The organism is Paenibacillus sp. 19GGS1-52 (assembly GCF_022369515.1).
GTDB lineage: Bacteria > Bacillota > Bacilli > Paenibacillales > Paenibacillaceae > Paenibacillus_AQ.
Genome location: NZ_CP059724.1, coordinates 5,044,498 through 5,063,784 on the forward strand (window position 1 = coordinate 5,044,498; position 19,287 = coordinate 5,063,784).

At 44.8% G+C, this 19,287-nt stretch carries 17 protein-coding genes and 1 pseudogene; 6 read left to right on the top strand and 12 right to left on the bottom strand.

What is annotated here, in order from left to right; all coding sequences use genetic code 11:
* Positions 1-72 precede the first annotated feature (72 nt).
* The 3 genes and pseudogenes from H1230_RS23470 (at position 73) to H1230_RS23480 (ending at position 2,596) form a co-directional block, all read left to right on the top strand.
* A pseudogene (locus tag H1230_RS23470) lies at positions 73-994 on the top strand (IS1595 family transposase).
* A gap of 32 nt (positions 995-1,026) precedes the next feature.
* Entirely contained in the window at positions 1,027-1,413 is a 387-nt protein-coding gene (locus H1230_RS23475; RefSeq protein ID WP_239712272.1) for a hypothetical protein, read from the top strand.
* A 331-nt stretch (positions 1,414-1,744) separates the two neighbouring features.
* On the top strand, positions 1,745-2,596 hold the full coding sequence (locus H1230_RS23480) for a DegV family protein (protein ID WP_239712273.1): 852 nt from the start codon (positions 1,745-1,747) through the stop codon (positions 2,594-2,596).
* Here H1230_RS23480 and H1230_RS23485 read toward each other — a convergent pair whose 3' ends face one another.
* The 7 genes from H1230_RS23485 to H1230_RS23515 form a co-directional block, all read right to left on the bottom strand.
* Positions 2,597-4,192, bottom strand: a complete 1,596-nt coding sequence (locus H1230_RS23485) for a PAS domain-containing protein (RefSeq protein ID WP_239712274.1) — start codon at positions 4,190-4,192, stop codon at positions 2,597-2,599. It lies immediately after the preceding gene.
* 189 nt (positions 4,193-4,381) lie between these two features.
* Positions 4,382-5,071: an ABC transporter permease gene (locus H1230_RS23490; protein ID WP_239712275.1), complete on the bottom strand. Its 690-nt coding sequence runs from the start codon at positions 5,069-5,071 to the stop codon at positions 4,382-4,384.
* On the bottom strand, positions 5,064-5,984 hold the full coding sequence (locus H1230_RS23495; RefSeq protein ID WP_239712276.1) for an ABC transporter ATP-binding protein: 921 nt from the start codon (positions 5,982-5,984) through the stop codon (positions 5,064-5,066). Before H1230_RS23495 ends, H1230_RS23490 begins: the two co-directional genes overlap by 8 nt.
* 106 nt (positions 5,985-6,090) lie before the next feature.
* The gene (locus H1230_RS23500) at positions 6,091-7,026 is read right to left on the bottom strand and encodes a sensor histidine kinase (protein WP_239712277.1); all 936 of its coding nucleotides are present in this window, start codon (positions 7,024-7,026) and stop codon (positions 6,091-6,093) included.
* A complete protein-coding gene (locus tag H1230_RS23505) occupies positions 7,023-7,745 on the bottom strand; it encodes a response regulator transcription factor (protein WP_239712278.1) in 723 nt (240 codons plus the stop codon). Before H1230_RS23505 ends, H1230_RS23500 begins: the two co-directional genes overlap by 4 nt.
* A complete protein-coding gene (locus H1230_RS23510; protein WP_239712279.1) occupies positions 7,720-8,376 on the bottom strand; it encodes a class I SAM-dependent methyltransferase in 657 nt (218 codons plus the stop codon). Before H1230_RS23510 ends, H1230_RS23505 begins: the two co-directional genes overlap by 26 nt.
* 18 nt (positions 8,377-8,394) lie before the next feature.
* On the bottom strand, positions 8,395-9,000 hold the full coding sequence (locus tag H1230_RS23515; protein ID WP_239712280.1) for a hypothetical protein: 606 nt from the start codon (positions 8,998-9,000) through the stop codon (positions 8,395-8,397).
* A gap of 127 nt (positions 9,001-9,127) precedes the next feature.
* On the opposite strand from H1230_RS23515, the gene H1230_RS23520 reads away from it, so the two are divergent.
* The 3 genes from H1230_RS23520 to H1230_RS23530 all read left to right on the top strand — a co-directional run bounded on the left by H1230_RS23520 (position 9,128) and on the right by H1230_RS23530 (position 12,090).
* A complete protein-coding gene (locus H1230_RS23520; RefSeq protein ID WP_239712281.1) occupies positions 9,128-9,568 on the top strand; it encodes a hypothetical protein in 441 nt (146 codons plus the stop codon).
* A 134-nt stretch (positions 9,569-9,702) separates the two neighbouring features.
* The gene (locus H1230_RS23525) at positions 9,703-10,347 is read left to right on the top strand and encodes a DUF4304 domain-containing protein (RefSeq protein ID WP_239712282.1); all 645 of its coding nucleotides are present in this window, start codon (positions 9,703-9,705) and stop codon (positions 10,345-10,347) included.
* A 351-nt stretch (positions 10,348-10,698) separates the two neighbouring features.
* Positions 10,699-12,090, top strand: coding sequence for a SpoVR family protein (locus H1230_RS23530; protein WP_239712283.1), 1,392 nt, complete (start codon positions 10,699-10,701; stop codon positions 12,088-12,090).
* Between the two features lie 472 nt (positions 12,091-12,562).
* On the opposite strand, the gene H1230_RS23535 is transcribed toward H1230_RS23530, so the two are convergent.
* The 5 genes from H1230_RS23535 to H1230_RS23555 all read right to left on the bottom strand — a co-directional run bounded on the left by H1230_RS23535 (position 12,563) and on the right by H1230_RS23555 (position 19,264).
* Positions 12,563-13,357, bottom strand: a complete 795-nt coding sequence (locus tag H1230_RS23535; RefSeq protein ID WP_275590952.1) for an ATP-binding cassette domain-containing protein — start codon at positions 13,355-13,357, stop codon at positions 12,563-12,565.
* Position 13,358: 1 nt separating this feature from the next.
* Positions 13,359-14,075 (bottom strand): GTP-binding protein, encoded by a 717-nt coding sequence (locus H1230_RS23540; RefSeq protein ID WP_239712285.1) that lies wholly within the window; start codon positions 14,073-14,075, stop codon positions 13,359-13,361.
* Complete coding sequence (locus H1230_RS23545) at positions 14,072-15,070, bottom strand: ABC transporter substrate-binding protein (protein WP_239712286.1); 999 nt, start codon at positions 15,068-15,070, stop codon at positions 14,072-14,074. Before H1230_RS23545 ends, H1230_RS23540 begins: the two co-directional genes overlap by 4 nt.
* A gap of 293 nt (positions 15,071-15,363) precedes the next feature.
* Complete coding sequence (locus H1230_RS23550) at positions 15,364-17,838, bottom strand: S-layer homology domain-containing protein (protein WP_239712287.1); 2,475 nt, start codon at positions 17,836-17,838, stop codon at positions 15,364-15,366.
* A 226-nt stretch (positions 17,839-18,064) separates the two neighbouring features.
* Entirely contained in the window at positions 18,065-19,264 is a 1,200-nt protein-coding gene (locus H1230_RS23555) for a copper amine oxidase N-terminal domain-containing protein (protein ID WP_239712288.1), read from the bottom strand.
* Positions 19,265-19,287: the final 23 nt, after the last annotated feature.

Below are 19,287 nucleotides of genomic sequence, written 5' to 3' on the forward strand. Positions count from 1 at the left end.
TTCAAACCACGCTCCCGCACAGGGAGCGACCGCGGTTTTACACTTAGGTTATGTTATATCTTGATGATTATCATGGAGTTAAAAGACATAAAAAAGCTCGCTGACGCATTAAATGAAAGCAGCAAATAAGAACTTGTATATTTCTTACAGTCTCGAATGAAACCCATGTCGCCTAATATTCGTGCAATTGATGAAATTCAGGAACAAAAGCATAAAGCTGGTCTTGTCTGCCCACATTGCAACAGTCATGATGTTGTGCGATTTGCAAAATATGTTATTAAAACATACACTGGAGAAATTAAACGGCAACGTTACCGCTGTAAATCTTGTCGTCAAACCTTCAACGAACTCACCAGCACTCCTCTTCAACGCACCAGAAGACCTCACCTTTGGATTAGATTCATCGAATGCATGATTGAGGGCTTTTCGCTTAGGAAATGTGCCGAGCTGTTGCATAATGAGGTAACTCATGTAACCCTGTTTTACTGGTGGCATAAGATTCTAGCAGCTTTGAAACAAATTCCAACCGAAACATTCCAAGACATCATCGAGATGGATGAGACCTATTTCCTGTACTCTGAAAAGGGCAAAAGAAATATCTTTGAACGCAAGTCCCGTAAAACGCGGTGGCAAATCTACATATCGTGGCATCAGCAACAACCAAATATGCGTATTGGTCGCCCGCGACCGTCAGAAGATGACTTTCTCTGGCGTTCTTGGACGTGTGCGTATTCGGACTACAAAATTGGATGAAGCGATTGGCGGTCATTTATCAGATTCGAACGTGAACAGCTACCATAGCCGGCTAAAACGCTGGCTTGACCGCTTTAACGGTGTTGCAACGAAGTATCTGCAACATTATTTGGCTTGGTTCCGTTATTTAGACAGCAATGAATATGAGAACACTACGTCGAATAAGAACAATATGTTGGTCTCGTCTTGTCTGTTTCCTGTAAAGGAAACCAACTCTAAACTTAGACTCACGCTTTATTGATTCAAAGTTAATAAAAAAAGAAGGGTTATTTCATGAAAAAACTTTTATTCTTTACGTTAATTGGCTTGTTATTTCTGAGTGCTTGTTCTTCTCAACAAAAGTATTCTTCCGCAATTGAAGCCATAAAGTCCCTTGAAAAGAACATTACACAAATTGAATCACCTGGAGACAAGAATCTTGATGGTGTTCAACCTGTTAGCTATAAACTGAATAATGATGAAATCATAAGGGTTTACGATTTTGGGTCGGAGGAAAATCGAGATATTGGAAAAAAGCACTTTGAAGAGAGTATTCAGCTTCTCAGCTCCCACGCACCAATTGTTTACCAATCTGGGAAGTATTTAGTTCTTTATTACAGCCATGTCGATTCAAAAACTCAAACACCCAAGCTAAACGAAACAAGTTCGGAGAGAAAATAGAAAAAGCTCTCAAAAGCATATAGTAGAGATAGGTAGCCTAGAGCTGCCTATTTTAGTTATACGCTTATTATAGTTGTTGATAGATTCGCAAACTACGGTCTGGCCAATTTTTCTTTTGAATAATTTGCTAAAACCAGTAAGAACCGGTGCCTGCGGCTCAAACTATACTTAATGACTCACGTTGGTCCTGCCCCAAAAAAACCTATAAAGTTCCAAACTAAGAAACTATTATTTATATTTTGAGAATCAGCCAAGCCTTGCTATAATAAAAAGTATTATATTTGTCATGTATCTGACTATTCATATCCGAGGTTTGGTGAAGGAGAAATTCATGTCTAACGTAAAAATATTCTCAGACAGCACTTCCGATTTGCCGCAGGGCTGGAAGGAAACCTATGATATTGGCATTGTCCCTTTGTATGTAATATTTGCAGAGGAAACCTACAAAGATGGTGTGGACATTACACCTGAAGAAATTTACCACCGAGTAGCCGTTAGCGGCTCATTGCCCAAGACTGCAGCGCCATCTCCAGCGGATTTCATGGCCGCATTTAAACCGGTAATCGAGAGTGGCGACGATATTGTATACATAAGCCTCTCCTCTGCGCTTTCCTCTACTTATCAAAATGCTCTGCTAGCTGCCAGAGAGTATCCAGCAGGACGCATACAGGTTATTGACTCGAAGACCGTATGCGGAGGCATTGCGTTGCTAATTATGAAGGCCGTTCGTGCTGCATCTAAAGGACACAGCGCCGTGGAGATTGCTGAAATGCTGAAGCAGACCCGTGAGCTTGTGGAGACCGAATTCGTTATTGATACTCTGGATTATTTATATATGGGTGGACGTTGCTCAGGCATGCAGAATTTCATCGGGAGTCTACTCAAAATCAGGCCTGTGCTGAAAATGGTCGATGGAAGCATCGTTCCAGTAGGTAAAGTTCGCGGCAAAAAGGAAAAAGCGGTTGAACAGATGCTTCAGAACGCCCTCGCCAACATCAACCGCATGGATAAGGAATTGCTGATCATTGCCCATACCCTGGCCGAGGAGGAGGCGCAATACCTGCAAACAGCATTATGGGAAATGACTGGGGTTGAAGAAATTGCTGTCATCCATGCAGGCTGTGTTATCGGCAGCCACTGCGGTCCTCATACGGTAGGGCTCATGTATATTCTAGAATCCTAATTATTCTAATTCTGCTTCGGACTCTTCGCGAAGGAAGGGTAACATGAATCGGAAGGTAGAGCCCCGCCCTTCCTCGCTCTCCACGAAGATCGTCCCACCCATCAGCTCGATAAGCTGCTTACAGATGGCGAGTCCCAAGCCTGTACCTCCGTATTTGCGGTTAATCGAGGGATGCAGCTGAGAGAAAGATTGAAAGAGCAGATTAAGCTTATTATCCGCAATCCCTACTCCGGTATCACGTACGGAGAACTCCAGCAGATAATCCAGGGACTCCGGTAGTTGAAGGTTCTTAACCGATAGGGTTACACTACCGCGTTCTGTGAATTTCAGAGCATTTCCGACCAGATTGACGATAATCTGCCGCAGCCGGCTCGGATCGGTTGTCAGTAAGGCAGGAACGCTTGTATCAACCCACCACCGCAGCGCCAGCTTTTTCTCCTCTGCTTTAGGTGTGAACAGCTCGACAATGCCCGAGACCAACTCCCGCAGATCAAACATCTCGAATTGCAGTGGCATTTTACCTGCTTCCATTTTGCTGAAATCAAGAATATCATTCAATATTTGTAAAAGACTGTAGCTGCTGCTCTGTAGTATCTCTACATAGCTGCGCTGCTCCTCCTGAAGCTCGGTATCGAGCAGCAGTTCTGCCATGCCAATCATGCCATTCATCGGCGTGCGGATTTCGTGGCTCATCATCGCCAGAAAATCTGATTTGGCCCGGGCGGCCTTCTCCGCAGATTCTTTAGCGCGAATAATTTCAAGTTCATTCGTAATATCGCTAAAGACCACAACCGCACCTTCAATCACACCATTATCAACAATAGGGGCCACCCTATAATTCACCAGAAAGCTCGTCCCATCCTTACGCCAGAAGATCTCTTCCTCTATGCTCCGGGTAATTCCATCTGAAATGGTGAGGCTAATTGGAGATTCGTCTACGGAATAGTGAGTGCCGTCAGAACGGGAATGATGGATACTAGAGAGACTGTGCAAGCTAATGAATTCTTCACGTGAATAACCCAGCATTTCCATTGCCGCCGGATTTATAAAGATCGTCTGCTCACTGTTGTTAAGTCCAAATATCCCCTCCGACACCGAGTCCAGAATAAGGCTGTGACGATCATTCAGCTCTTTTAGATGCTCCAGTACAGGATTATGCTGAAATAGCAAATCATAATGTTGCCTTCTTTCCGGCGACGGGTCCCACTCGGAATTGTGTTTGGTTATGTCCTTAGCCATACCATACACTCCAACAATCCCAGCTTCTGCTGTGATCGGAATATACGTTATTTCAACCCGACGAAGCTCCCCATTCTTATGGACAATATCCATTTCATAGCGAGGAGAGGCTCCTTCTAGAGCTAATGCAAGATAATGCTGGCATATTCTTTCCGATAATTGTCCTTCCTTGCACAAAATTTCATTTAATTCATCAAGTGTGTATCCTACAACCTCCCAGAAGGGACGATTCGCATCTATATATTTGCCCTCCCGGTCCATAATATAAATGAAATCCGGGTGATTCTCGTACAACGATTTATAGGCACCATCTTCTGAAAACAGCTGTTTCAGAATAGAGTTTTTGTCTTTATGCACAGTTCACAACCTCTCTGTATCCCCTAAAATCAATCTAAGTCCAAAGCGGAAACAGTCTAATTATGTAGATTTTTATCTTTTTTTTATTCTTATTATAGCAAAGTTACAGGAATACGTATCCGCTAAAAAAAGAAGAAACGGCTTTGCCGTCCTTTACATGGACGGCACCCGTTTCAGATAAAATATTGATTAATCTATATCCGCAGTTTCAACATTGCGGATAGATAAATAGGCAATGAACATGCCCACTACAGCGAGAACTATCGATACTGCCGCCATATTACCTAACCGAAATTCGTCAAAGCCAGAAGAGATCAAACTGACAAGCAGCACCGCCGCTACAATGGTAGTAGGAACTGATTTTTTGCGCATCCCGAAGTACAAAGGAATTAAGCCAATCCCGGCTGCATATACAGCACTAGTTCCCACTTTGACCAGCTCTACACTTAACATCGATAAGGTTAGCTGACCTGGTACGATATTTATAAAATAATTGATCCCAACCAGGATTCCGCCAATCACTATATCTGCCACCACTATATTGACAAGTGTGAAGAGGAACACAATGATCAATTTGGCTGTCATCAGTTTTTTGCGTGAGATTGGATACATAAACAATAACGTTATCGTATTATTCTTGTACTCTTCAATGACCAGCTTGCTCAGCAGAATAGCAGCAAAGATAATATATGTCGCTTTAATAAATACATATATTCCTTCAAATACATCTGTATAAGAAACGAATGAATCACTTTCACTTTGGTCTATGAACACAACAAGGATCATAAAGGCTAGAATCGCCAGATTGGCAATCAGAACACCTTTCAACATACCCAGCAGTTTATTCTTACGAATTTCCAGAGCTATCAGCTTAAGCAATGCCTTCACCCCCGATCAAGTTCAGGAAATAATCTTCCAGCGAATGATTCTTTTTACTGAGACTCTCCAGCTCTATATCTTCCATGACAAGGGCTTTGTTCAGATCTCGCTGCGAAATGCTCTCATCATAAACACGGATCGTACGCGGGTCCATTACTTTGAAATTGGACAGCCCCAGCTTATGCTCCAGAACGTAGACCGCCTTGCTGCTCTCGTTCGTAATCAATTCGATATATTCGGTATTATGGTCACGAATGGTATTCATCGCTACCTCATCTACCAATACACCTTCGCGGATCACACCGATCGTATCCGCAATATGTTCAATCTCGACCAGAATATGACTGGATATCAGCAGCGTCATGCCATATTCCTGACTCAGCATCCGGAACACTTCTCGCATCTCTTTGATCCCGAGCGGGTCCAGGCCGTTAATGGGTTCATCCAGAATGAGCAGCTCCGGTTTGGTCATGACAGCTCTCGCAATACCCAGACGCTGCTTCATTCCTAGGGAGTACTGCTTCACAGGTTTGTTATTACTTCCTGTGAGCTTCACCAGTTCCAGCGCTTCGTTAATCGCCTGCGGATCATAATAGCCCATGTACTCTCCATGCAAGGTCAGGTTCTCTTTGGCAGTCAGCTTATCATAGAACACCGGGTATTCAATGATACAGCCCATCCGCTTCAGCATTTCATAGGAGCGATTCGTCATTTTTTCACCAAAAAATTCAATTTCACCCTCCGTCGGCTTAACGAGGTTTGTGATCATTTTCATGACCGTCGTTTTGCCCGCCCCGTTAGGTCCCAGAAAACCGTAGATTTCTCCTTGTTTGATATTCATATTAACCCGGCTTACGGCTTCTTTGCCCTGATAGGTTTTGGTTAAATTCCGTGTTTGGATTATGGTAGTCATTTCCGCTGTCCCCTTTGGCTTCTTCTTGTCTTCCTGGTTCTTATTCTACACAGCGGAATGTTCTTTTTTATTACGGTATTCTTACGTAAATCTTAAGTTCAGTTATTCAGAATTTCAGCCGCCGAAAAGAAACGGTAAATCCCGTCCGGACATTCGGCTGGCTGACCAGTTTAATCGTCCCATTCATTTGCTCCGTCAGCCGCTTAGTAATCGTTAGGCCAAGCCCGCTGCCCTGATAGACATGGTTTCTTGAATCCTCAAGGGTATACAGTCGCTCGAATACTTTATCCTGATGAGCTGCGGCGATACCCTTGCCGCGGTCCCAAACCTCTATGTATACCTTGTCTTCATCGCTATAAAGACTCATGCCCAATATTCCGCCAGCATCGCCGTATGCAATTCCATTGGAGAGTAAATTGGACAAGATCCGGTCCAGTGCCTCTTCATTACCCATAATAAATAAAGCTTCATCAGGGATATCAATCTGTACCTCGCTGCCCTTGGCGCTTAGGATATCATAGAAGGAGAGGATATTCCGCCGACACACCTCACCAAGCTCCACCCGCGAGAGCGGAATGTCTTTATCGCCTGACTCCAGCTTAGCCAGATCGAAAAAGGTATTCATCAGCGTAATCACTTCCTTAGCCTTCTGATGAATGGTCTGCAGAATACGATCACGCTCTTCCCCTGGCATACTCTCATCATGCAGAATCGTCTCAATATAGCCGAGTACTACTGTTAGCGGGGTCTTCAGATCATGGGAAATATTCGCCAGCATATTGCGCATCGCTTTTTCCAATTTAACCCGTTCGACGGTTCCCCTATGATTAACATCCAGCAGCCTGTTCAGATCGGTCAACAGTGTCTGCAACTCCGGGCTAGTGCTGAACAGGAGCAGTCTTTCATGCGAGCCTTGAGCCAATATACTATTCAGCTTCTCATCAATGTACCTTAACTGGCGCGAATGATTATGCAGCTTCTGGTACTGCCAGAGGATACAGAGCAAGAGCAGAACAATTACAATACTTAGTACCGCAATCATTGTACGGCTTCCCCCAGCTTATAACCGATCCCCCATAACGTCTTGATATACTCTGGATGGGAGGGGTCATCTTCAATTTTCTCACGCAATCTTCTCATATGTACGTTAATGACATTCTCGTCTCCGTAATAATCATCTTCCCAGACACTTCCATAAATCTGTGCTTTGGTAAATACTTGCCCTGGATGAGTCACGAATAACTTTAGAATATGAAATTCCTTAGCCGTCAGCTTTACTTCCTCACCATTCTTCCGCGCCGCGAAATTATCCAGATCCACGGTCAGTCCACGTAGAGTAATAGTTTTCCTCACCTTGACCGCCGATTCTTCTGCTGGAGCGCCTACCGAGGCGTACCCCGCGCGGCGGATAGCTGCCTTAACCCTTGCCGCCAGCTCAATCATGGAGAAAGGCTTGGTGATATAATCATCCGCACCAAAGCCGAGGCCAAGCGCCTTATCCACATCGCTGTCCTTCGCGGACATAATCAACACGGGAATAAGACTCGTAGCTCGGATACTCTGTAGAATATCTGTACCGCTCCGTTTCGGCAACATCAGATCTAACAGAACAAGCTCAAAGGGATCGTGATCGCGGAAGATACGCTCTGCCGCTTCTCCATCAAAGGCCGTCTCTACCTCGTAACCCTCCTTCACTAAATACGAACGGACCATTTCACTGATGGCCTCATCGTCCTCAACTAATAGCACTCGTTGTGACATGGTTGTTTCCTCCTGTTGTGGTGGTTGTATGTGTCGGTTTCGCCCAAATCAGGTGAACCATATTGAGCCAGTAATTCTCTACCTGCTCGATTACGATGCCGGACTCACGAATGAGCCCGACAATATCTCTTGTATGATGACATCCATATACACGGTATAATAGCGGATTTAATCCTTTTTGGAGAGCAGCCACTGCGAAGTTAGAACTGATCCCGTGCTCCAGCAAAAGAATCTGCCCATCGGGCCTGCACCAGCGATTGATATTATCCAATACCTTTAAGGGGTATCTGTAGCTGCATAATGATAACGTCGAAACAATAGTATCGAAGGATTGATCCGGGAAGTTCATTTCTTCAATATCAGCACACTTAAAATGAGCATCCAACCCATGATATTGTGCGGCCACCTTAGCTTTTGCAAGCATGGCTTCACTGAAATCCGTTGCGGTAATCTTTACATCGCGTGGATAGAAGGGGAAGTTGGCACCCGCCCCTACAGCTAGCTCAAGCACTTCACCCTTCGCATGACTTAACAAATGTTTACGCCACCGTTGCTGCTTCGGGTCCTCTCTTTGCTTCTCATATTGATCGGCTTGCTTATCAAAGATACGAATTAACTTCTGCTTCTCCACCGCTCTCCCACCTTACTATTAATTGTCACTTTCGAAAAGGTGATCGATATCCACCTTCCAGATCTCGTCTTCTTTTTTCAATCCATACGCAACTGAACTTGTAAACGATCCTATACTTGCAGTAATCACAACTGCCAGTTCATTCTCCTTAATCGTATCTTCATTTACTTTGATAGAGTCAAAATATCTGTAATCCAGCGCTATTACCATCTCATTATTCATGACTTCCTTGTAGTATTTTGTTCTAAAAATATCAGGTTCAGGTAACGAACCATCATCATAGGTAATGGGATAAATGATGCCCACATCCCCCATAGCAGCGGCTTGAAGGTACACCAGCAGCATTTCTTCCGGAGAGAATTTCTGAAAATGGCGGATATCTTTGTCGCTGACAAAAAGCTCATATTCCCTCAACCGCTCCTCCGGCAATTGCTCCAGATAAGAGAACGGTCTCTTGGGCTCTGCTGCATTATTGGCAATAACGGCCTCTTTGGTGGTAGTGGACTGTGGTGTAACAACAGCGTTCTGTGTAACTTTAACTGCATCGATGTTATTTGCAAAACACCCCGTAAGCAGTGAAAAAGAAGCTATTGTTACGAGTGACAGTAAGATTGTTTTGTTCATAAGTGGCTAACATCACCTCCAAGTAAACATTACCATAATTGGGTAATGAATTCCCTCATTTCTGACAACTAATCTGAATACATTTCCTGATACAATGAAGATAGCAATCGATCTGGAGGTGACCGTCATGCAGTGGGAAGAAGTTCGTAGAACTTATCCTGATCAATACGTTAAACTGCAAATTCTTGCAGCCCATACCGAAGGAAACACCAAGTTTATAGATGAAGTCACGCTTATCCGAGCCATACAGGACCCCAAGGAAGCAACTAAAGAATTACTTCAATCCAAGGACGGTGTCATCGTCTCTCACACCGCTAACGATGAACTAAAAATTGAAATTCGTACACTTCGTGGGTTGCGGGAGACGTGTAATATGGCAATGTCTATGGAACAACCTACATTTACGGATGAACAAAAGAAGAGAATGACTTCAGTAATTTTCAAAGATGATGGCGTTATGTCGCAACTTCGTCAAGCACAGAAGGATCGCAAGGATGGAATCTCCACCTACAGTGATAGCGAGGAAGAGTTCGCCCAATTACTGAAAGAGGTCGGGAATGAAATATAATAGCTACAAAGTTCTCTGGACCACTTATTACGTATTTTAAGGGATAGATCCTGATGAGGAATAGCTTACTCTCTCACTCTACAGATCGATTACTTCTGAAGAAATCCAATTAAATTAGAGGTGTCATTAAATTTATGAAGCCAAAAGAGATGTATAAAATGATGTTATCAGAAAGTATTACACCTCTATTTAAGGAGAAGGGCTACAAAAAGAAAAATAATGTGTTTGTCAGAGAATACCCTGAAGTTGTTCAGATAGTGCATCTTGCTGCTTCAAGTTGGAACCTACCCGATTACTACGATTTTTCAATTGATTTTACATTATTCTCAAAACCTTATTTTGCCCTCATGCAATATGAATTACCTAAGAGTTGGTTCAACTCCACTTTGTACAGACCTATATTGGGAGGTAATATACAACTTTTAAAATCTCCTCGCGGATATATTCCCGATTATCATATCGTGTCTGAAACAAATATGAATAAAGTTGCTGAGGCTTTGAGAAGCGATCTGGTTGATTATATACTTCCATACATAGACCCATTATGGTCAACGGATGCATTAATTAAAGCAATAGAAGTGGCCAAAGGACAAGATATCTTCGGCTCATTACCTAATATTCATGACGAAATAATACTTTACTATTCATTAGATCATAAGGAAATTGCGCAAGAAAAGCTTTCTGAAGCACTAAGCATTGAACATGAGAACCCGTATTATAAGCCTAAACTAATTGAAATCGCAGAAAAATTAGGTCTGAACTACTTTAACCTTATATAAACGTTCTTAGGGATAGGAGTTTTTTTATACAATTGCATATCATTGACTATCAAAAAGAGGCTCTTGAACTTAATGTTCAAGAACCTCTTTTTCATATCGAGCATATTGTTCGATCAGACTCAGCAAAGGCTCATCATTTAGTATTTATACTCCACTAAACGTACTACGTTCTCACTCCGTAGAATGATGATATCTACATTTGCGGGAATCCCCGAAAGCAACCCGAAACAGCTATATTCGCGCTATTCGGCTTGGCCTTTTCTTTTCCACTCATACTCCCCTCCCCCCACCCATATACATAAGAAGAACAGTTCTGGCTGCATTGCAGCGAACCAGAAAGGAGATTAGTTCATGCCCACTGATGAAATCAACGCGCTAGAGCGGGCCATTGCCGAGATTACAGAAATCGCTACGGGGTTTGGTCTGGATTTTTATCCAATGCGTTATGAAATATGTCCCGCCGATATTATTTATACGTTTGGTGCTTACGGGATGCCGACCCGATTCGGGCATTGGAGCTTTGGGAAGACCTTTCACAAAATGAAGTCCCAGTACGATTTCGGCCTGAGCAAAATATACGAGCTCGTCATTAACTCCAATCCGTGTTACGCGTTCTTATTAGACGGAAACTCGCTGGTCCAGAATAAGCTGATTGTGGCCCATGTGCTGGCGCATTGCGATTTTTTCAAAAATAATATGCGGTTCTCGATAACCAACCGTGATATGGTCGAGAGCATGGCAGCCACAGCGGACCGGATTGCCGGTTATTCGGTGACCTATGGGACGGATGCGGTAGAGAGCTTCATCGATTCGGTGCTGGCGGTGCAGGAGCATATCGACCCCAGCCTGATCCAGCCGCGCAAGCTCGGCAAGACCCACCTGCTGGAAGCCAAAATGAAGGAGCGCAAGGACACCCCTCCGGGCAGCGTAAGACCCGCCAATCCCTACAATGAATTATGGGATCTAGATAAAAGTGCAGATGTCCAAGATACAGAATCCAGCAGCAGCCGCGCTTTCCCACCCGAACCGGAGAAGGACATCGTCTGGTTCATTCAGCAGTATTCCACGGTGCTTGAGGATTGGCAGCGCGACATTATGACCATGCTGCATGACGAGATGCTCTACTTCTGGCCGCAGATGGAGACTAAGATCATGAACGAAGGCTGGGCTTCCTACTGGCACCAACGCATCATGCGCGAGCTTGATCTGACCGTGGAGGAAACGGTGGAATACGCCAAGCTGAATTCCTCTGTGGTGCAGCCCTCCCGCCAGAGTCTAAACCCTTACTATCTGGGACTGAAGATCTTCGAAGATATCGAACGGCGCTGGGATCGCGACAAAATCTTCGAGGTGCGCGAGCTGGAATCCGACACTTCGTTTATCCGCAGCTATCTGTCCAAAGAGCTGGTTAATGACCTGGATCTCTATGTCTTTGAGAAAAAAGGACCGGAATGGAAAATCACCGACAAAGCTTGGGAAAATGTGCGCGACCAATTGGTGCTGGCGCGGGTCAACGGCGGATCTCCCTACCTTGTCATTCAGGATGCGGACTTTGAGCGCAACGGCGAGCTGCTTATTGTACATCGCTACGAGAGCATTGAACTGGACTTGAAGTATCTGGAGCGGACGCTGCCGCATATTTACAAGCTATGGGGGCGAGGCGTGCATTTGCAGACCGTAGTTGAGGATAAAAAAGCGCAGTTCTCGTATGACGGCAAGAAGGTGCAGCGGAAGTTTGTGTGAATATCTAGACAAATAAACGAACCTTTTCTCCACTTCAATGTGGGAAATGGGTTCGTTTTTAGGTTCAGCTACGCAGGACCTGACAATACTCTTAAGCCTAAATAGTGAGCCATTCCGAAGGAGCATTATTAACATGGTTTACTGCTGCTAATTGGAGTCCCACTTCTCGTGGAGACCCATTAACATCAGTCAGTGCTGCTAATTTCACATTTTCATCCTATTTTCTTAAATAAAGAGGAAAATAACGGCATTATTTGCCGTTATTCACTGAATTATAGATAATTCTAGGGATTTAACAGCAGCAAATGCTGCTAAATTCAAAAATCTCCTTGGAGTCATAGAAAGTTCGGGTTTGGGGATGAGGAGTTCTGATTTCTGAGCAATCCCCCTTTACTCTCAAAAAGACACCCCAACTTCACTTACTATCATCTTTTCATTCCCCAATATCACGTATGATGCAGTTCCAACCAATTCAGCGATAGCGAAAAGCCGTCGGCGCAAGCGACTCTCCCCGGCGCAACTGCTCACGAATGGCGATCATCGCGGCATCTGCTCTCTGAAGCTCAACCAGTAATGCACTCTCGTCCGCGCTGCTCTCCAGCACCTTGACCATCGCCCCGCCCTTCAGCACAATGCGCCGCTCAGCAAGCAGGGCCAGAATTGGATCATGGGTGGCCATCAGCACAATCTTCTGATTGCGGACAAGGACATCCAGCGCCTGGCGGCGGTCAATCCCGGCGTTCTCGATCTCATCGATCAGGACGATCGGGCTGTCAGATAGAACTGCCGTATCCGCAATCATCAACGCCCGCGACTGTCCACCGCTTAGAGAGGTCAGCGGACTATCCTGCGTAATCGGCTCACCTGTCAGCAGATTCGCTTGGGATATCACTCGCGCGATCAGATCGGCTTCACTGGAGCCGCTAATCGCTTCTTCCCGGCATTCCGCGTGCATGGAGATGAATTCCGCCACGGTGGCATCCATTACGAAATTCATATTTTGCGAGAGCTGGGCAATCAGCCTGCGCCCCCAGGCAAAACGCACAGCGGGTTCAGCCACCTCACCGTTAATAAGGATTTGGCGTCCGCTTGGCGTATCCCGCTGGGCAATATATTCAATGTCGGCGAGCAGTCTGCTTTTGCCCGAGCCGGTCGGTCCAACCACGGCCACCAGATCGCCCGGCACAAGGGTGATTTCGGCCTGTTCTAATTCGCCAGACTTCGAGCGGCCGCCTAGAATGGTAATGGAAGTGATCTCTGCGAACATCTCAATTCACCTCCGGAGCGGCGGGAATCGAGGCAGGAATCGCTATGCTTTTGACATTGCCCATCTGATAATCACTGCCGATCTTCGTCTCGCCCAGACAGTAGGAGCAGACGGCAGCCGGCATGGAGAACCGCAGCTTCCGCCCTTCCAGTCCATCCAAATCTTCCGACTGAGCGAGCAGTGAACCCAGCCGTTCTTTGCCTTGTCCAGTCAGGCCGTTCATCTGTATAATCTCCGCCCGGGCATTCACCTTGCGCACCCGATGCTGGAATACCTCTCGTTCCGCCTGAGAGACAATATCTCCCTTGGTAATCACTACAACATCTGCCTGCTTGAGCAGTGGACCCATCTTGGCGGGGGTATTCATCCCCGAAAGATTGTCAATGACACATATAGCCAGCGCCTTGCGAATGAAGGGGGAGCAGCGGTTGCACAGGCCTGCGCTTTCGCTGATCAGCATATCAAGCCCCTGCTCTTTGCCCCACTGTGCGCAGGCTTCGATATTGGTTACGAAATAGTGATCTGGACATAAATTTCCCGCTAACCCCAGCAGCACCGGGATACCCTTACTGCGGTAACGTTCGTCATCCTCCGAAGAAACGCAGTCAAACTTCACCACACCCACTGAAATCCCAGTCTCTCGCAGCCAATCGATGACCCGCAGCAGCATCGAGGTCTTGCCGCTCGAAGGCGGGCCAGCGACGGTAACCAGCTTCATGACCCCTCCTCTTGGAAGCCTTGCATAAAGGAATGATTGACCGCTTCCGTCAACTGCTGGATCTTGCCGCTCCAGACGGTATCCCAGCCCATCCACAGCAGCTTTCCATCTGGAATCTGTGAGGCCACATCCGGATGTGGCGAGGGAAAGAAGGCCTTCTCGTACATCTCAGCCGTCTCGGGGCCAGTGAAAAAGGACGCAAGCTGCCGAACCTCCGAAGAAACATTATGCTTCATCAGCATAAAGACAGGGCTGGCGACAGCTCCTTCGAGCGGCCACACGACATGTACTCGATCCTGCTTCTGTATCATTTTTGCATAAAAATACGGCATAATGTAAATCGCGGTTCCCTTCTCGTTATCCGTACCCGCCAGCTTGGCCATTTGCCCTGGATGAAGTCCCTGGCGCACCGCACGGCCCAGATGGACAAGCCCTTCGCTACCCAACAAATTGGCCAGAGTCAGCAGAACCGTCTCGCAAAAGCTGTCCCCGTTATGTCCGCGCATAGTCACTTGTTGATGATAGACCGGATTTAACAGATCACTCCATGAACGGGGTTCAGGCAGATCCCCAAGCTTCTTGATATCCACAACCATCACCAACGGATTTACGCACAGCAGTGTGGTTCTTCCCGTAGGGTCCTTCAGACCGATCGAAGCAAAACGCTCATTCGGCTCATACTCGGCAGCATTAGCAAAGACGTCCTGATCCAGAAACTCACTGCGGAAATGATCATGAAAAAAGCTGCTGATTCCAGGTGTAATCACGATATCCGGCAGTTCATCCACACTCGTAAAGCTATCCACCTGCTTATAAAAATCGGTTTGGTTCGCATTCCCTTCGAATTGCAGCTCTTCCGGGTACAGCCCCTTCCATTCTCCCGAGCTTTGCCGGAGCAGAAAGGTTTCCTCCAGTGGCACTTTAAGCGGGCAGGGCAGCATGGCCAGCAAATGACGGGGCAGGCGGCTTTGTTCTTGAATCGTCTCAGATTTCATGATCATCCTCCTGTATGAAATTAATATATTATAATGGATTCCCATTTATATTCACTATTAACATTTGCACATAAATGGCAAGACCCACAGAAGACTTAAATATCTGGGGCAGAAGCTGCCCCGCATACTTATAAGCTATGAGATCGGGCTATGAATCTGCAGACCGTGGTCGAGGTTAAAAAAGCATATTTCTCGTATGATGGTAAAAGGGTGCATAGAAAGTTTATTCTAAAGGCGCGTAAGAAAAAGCGAACCCCCGCAGAGCTAGGCTCTGCGGGGGTTTTGATGCATTACTATGGCAAGGTTATGGTAAGTGCGTCCGGATTAGACTTTCCATCAAGTACAGTAAAGGAGTAGTCAAACATGAGTATCGACTTATCCGCAGAAAGGAGGAGACTATTTATCTTATAGGAGCCGTCAGGTAGATAAAGGTTAAACTTTCCGTTGTTCACCTCAATATTATACGAGTAGCTTGGGCCGGAGTTTATGCTATACATAGATATCCAACCATCGCCAAACGGTATTCCATCTGCATTTTCTATAGTTCCCTCATATTTCTTAGGCAACGTAAAGTCTAACTCGCTCGGTGTAGTCTGACCTTTATCTACCTTGAAGGTAGGTAACATGTTGAGTATAATCTGCTTTTTTGTAGCAGCATTAATATAATCACTTATTGTATAGGTATCATCCGGTAAGTACAGGCTAAATTTACCGTTTACTATTGGAGAACTGTAATGAGCATTAGGACCATATACTGTCCCAGTAACTGATAGAAAACCATCTTCTATGGAAGATCCATCTTCATTTGTTAAGGTACCCTCATATTTGCGGGGGATAGTAATATTTAACAGACTAGGGCTAGACTGACTATCTTCTATCGTAAAGACATAATAAAATTCAATATCTTCTTGACTCAACGAATTATGGAGTGTCCCTAATTGATAACTCCCAGAAGGCAACTCCAGACTGAACTCTCCATTCTTTATCTCAACGGAATAAGTACTCACATGAAATACAGAATCCGTACTGAAAATACCTAATGTTCCATCTTCAAAAACTGATCCGTCTTCATTTTTTATTATTCCCATAACGTTTTTTTCATCTACTATTGGTGGCGATATTACTACTGGCGTTACTGTCGGCGTAAAAGTTGGGACTAACGGTGGTGTTGGTGATGGCAACGACGGTAGTGTCGGTACTTCTATTGGCACTGTCGGTAATGTCGGCACCTCTATTGGCATTGTCGGTAGTGTTGTTACCGCTGTCGGCTCTGCTGATGGTGTTGGGGTTGGCTCTGCTGTTGGCGTTGGTGTCGGCTCTGCTGTTGGTGTTGGTGCGGCTGTTGGTACGGCCGTTGGTGCTCCAGTGACTGGTGATGCTACTCCAACCGATATTACTGGCGTAGGTGAGGGTGACGGCAACACTGTAGCTGCTACTTTATCTACCCCACCAATGTTAACCGAGACATCTGCTGATACATCTTTTCCAACCTCCACTTGGGCTGGTGGATATTCCATTGTAATTCCTGGAGCATTAATTAAAGCAGTTTCTATCTTTCCTTTACCAGAAATATCCATGCTTGCGTTGATGGTAAAGGATATGATTTGGGCTTCGTTATTGAGCTTATTGCCACTTGCCTCTTTATCTATATTTAGCGTCTGAATACTGCCCTGGGGGATTTCTACGATAATATTTTGTGCCAGCACATTTACAGCTTTGAAGCTGCCCGTTAAGCTGACCTGTGAATCTTTAGGAAGCTCTTTGGATAATGTAACTGTATTAATGGATGCTCCTTCATTAGATTCTATATTTGCCGTTGACTGAACCTGAATTTCATCAATCTGCGTGCTGCCTTCGACCACTATTCTTATGCTGCCGATTGCCTTATCAATGATCACTGTAGCCAATTGGGTATTCTCAAAATGAACACTGTGAGCTCCACCGCCCTTAACAGTGGTAATGCCTGTAACAGTAACGTTCTTTAGATACACATTCCCTTCAGCAATTCCTTCTGCCAAAAGCAGATTTCCAGCAATGGTCATATTCTGGAGGGTAACATCCGCTGAGTTGACCACTACATTTTGACTTACTGCAGCATTTCCAGTCTCAGGCCCATAGGTGCCCGCTTTATTATAGGATACAGTCGTCGTTTCACTCTGAATTGCCAAAGATCTATCTAAGATAACAATAGCCTCTGCACGAGTTGCAAAGGATTGCGGATGAAAGGTATTGTCTGAATATCCATTCATAATCCCTTTTGCGGATACGGAGTTAATTGCTCCTTTGCTCCAGGTTGCGCTTGCTGATGTATCGCTGAACGGGTTAACAGCCTCTGAGGCAGTCAGTTGAAGTAGTTTGCTAATAATAACGGCAAATTCCTGACGGGTAACCTTCTTATTGGGGCCGAAGGAGCCATCCGAATAGCCCTGGATATAACCAGCGGCATTTGCTTTCAATAGCTCTGAATTATACCAATCTGAAGCAGTAACATCTTTATACAAGCTCTCCTTAGTCTCCACAAACCCAAAGGATTTATTGATTAACGCAACCAGTTCTGCTCTCGTAATGAATGTATTAGGCTTAAATTGCCCATCTGGATACCCAGAAATAAGACCGTTATCCATCCATTTATTTATTTGCGCCTTAGCCCAATTCCCTTCGATATCAGACGCAGTTCCAGCAAAAATAGTACCAAAAGGTAAAGATGTTAAACAGATAATAAGCATAACTAAGATAGATTTCTTGAGTAACCAGTTTTTAATGAACACTTATTTCCCCCACTTGTCTAATCAATTTTATCAATAGGTACGGCTTACTCAATTATGTAAATCCTACTACTATTCTGCTAAACAGTTTGCTGTGATCATAACATATTAACTTTTAACTAAATATCATTTTATGTCGAATTTTTTATTTAATAAAAAACCATCAAGTTCTCCTGGTTTTTGGAGGCTTGATGGTTTCCTTTTTAACTTTTAAATATGATCACTATCTTCAATTTGCTAACGTATAGGTCAATCCCTCAGTTACTTCTCCAGTAGGGCCTGTGTGAGTGAAAGTGAAAGTCTGCCCTTCCCTTTTGACAAATTGCAATCCCTCTCTAGGTGGCATAGTTGGATTCTTCTCCCATTTTTCAAATTCCACTTGCTCTTCCTTCGATAAGAGCTCCTTATATAACACCACAGGACTATCCAGCTTAGGATCAATAAGCAACAGAGTCCGTGATTCAAAAGGCCGTATAAGCAAAATTCCGTCTTTTACAGAAGCATATTCAACGGTATAGACTTCGTCTAGGCCTCCCAGCTTATTCAAATCAAATCGCTGTTGCACCGTCCCATTAGATCGTACTAATAGCAGTTCAGTGTCATTCAGCATGACGGTTAACCCCTCTGCTTGCGCAATACTGTTCACGGGACTTCCTCCGTAGTAGCCTACCGCTGACTCTCTGATAAGCTTCCCATTATAAATTAGTAGCTTGTAAAGATCATTGCCAAGACTGGGTTCACCATAATTATGGATAACTTGCAGGACGACGGTATGAGTATCTGCTTGCAGGAGAGTCATTGCAGCGTATTGATTCGCTCTTACCGCCGACTGGCCGATGTTATGAGGCATCCCGGAGCCGACAGCCGTATATATGAGGCCATTATCTTTTCGAACCCAATACCAACCTTTGGAATTACCAGCTACTACGTTAAGGATCTTATAAGACAACGTCATTATATGATTGGAGTACAAGCTCAGACTGCCGCCAGACCAGTTCACTAAGTCCCGAAGCGGAATGCTTAGACTGCCATTTTTATTCATCATAGCAGCAGACATTGGGTGTGTTTTTCCGTTCAACATAGCTGTTGTAGTGTTAACCTTCCAGCTTAAGGTCCGGTTTGGACCGCTTATCTGCAAATTTCCGGACTTTTGATCAAAGGACCAAACTAGATCCTGAAATACAGCAGCAGCTTGTTTATAAGACACATAAGTAATCCCTTTATTGATAAAAAAATCAATATTGGTATGCTTGGTGTCAAATGACCAAACGCTAGGGGCTATTTCAACTAGAGGAACTGATTGTTTTATCGCTACGGGCGACGATGTATTTGCTGCTTGAGCATTTCCTAAGCCTCCATATGTACCTAGTAGAACACTTATTGTTAGTGCTAGCAGTAGCATTGTTTTAATCCGATTCCGAATTTTCATTGTTTTCCAATCCCTCCCATTTA

Excerpts from the sequence above, each read along its gene's own strand:
- H1230_RS23515 (WP_239712280.1), bottom strand. The coding sequence starts at position 9,000 with ATGAACAAAACAATCTTACTGTCACTCGTAACAATAGCTTCTTTTTCA.
- H1230_RS23545 (WP_239712286.1), bottom strand. The coding sequence starts at position 15,070 with ATGAAATCTGAGACGATTCAAGAACAAAGCCGCCTGCCCCGTCATTTG.
- H1230_RS23555 (WP_239712288.1), bottom strand. The coding sequence starts at position 19,264 with ATGAAAATTCGGAATCGGATTAAAACAATGCTACTGCTAGCACTAACA.
- H1230_RS23480 (WP_239712273.1), top strand. The coding sequence starts at position 1,745 with ATGTCTAACGTAAAAATATTCTCAGACAGCACTTCCGATTTGCCGCAG.
- H1230_RS23535 (WP_275590952.1), bottom strand. The coding sequence starts at position 13,357 with ATGTTCGCAGAGATCACTTCCATTACCATTCTAGGCGGCCGCTCGAAG.
- H1230_RS23540 (WP_239712285.1), bottom strand. The coding sequence starts at position 14,075 with ATGAAGCTGGTTACCGTCGCTGGCCCGCCTTCGAGCGGCAAGACCTCG.
- H1230_RS23475 (WP_239712272.1), top strand. The coding sequence starts at position 1,027 with ATGAAAAAACTTTTATTCTTTACGTTAATTGGCTTGTTATTTCTGAGT.
- H1230_RS23495 (WP_239712276.1), bottom strand. The coding sequence starts at position 5,984 with ATGACTACCATAATCCAAACACGGAATTTAACCAAAACCTATCAGGGC.
- H1230_RS23525 (WP_239712282.1), top strand. The coding sequence starts at position 9,703 with ATGAAGCCAAAAGAGATGTATAAAATGATGTTATCAGAAAGTATTACA.
- H1230_RS23500 (WP_239712277.1), bottom strand. The coding sequence starts at position 7,026 with ATGATTGCGGTACTAAGTATTGTAATTGTTCTGCTCTTGCTCTGTATC.
- H1230_RS23505 (WP_239712278.1), bottom strand. The coding sequence starts at position 7,745 with ATGTCACAACGAGTGCTATTAGTTGAGGACGATGAGGCCATCAGTGAA.
- H1230_RS23530 (WP_239712283.1), top strand. The coding sequence starts at position 10,699 with ATGCCCACTGATGAAATCAACGCGCTAGAGCGGGCCATTGCCGAGATT.
- H1230_RS23520 (WP_239712281.1), top strand. The coding sequence starts at position 9,128 with ATGCAGTGGGAAGAAGTTCGTAGAACTTATCCTGATCAATACGTTAAA.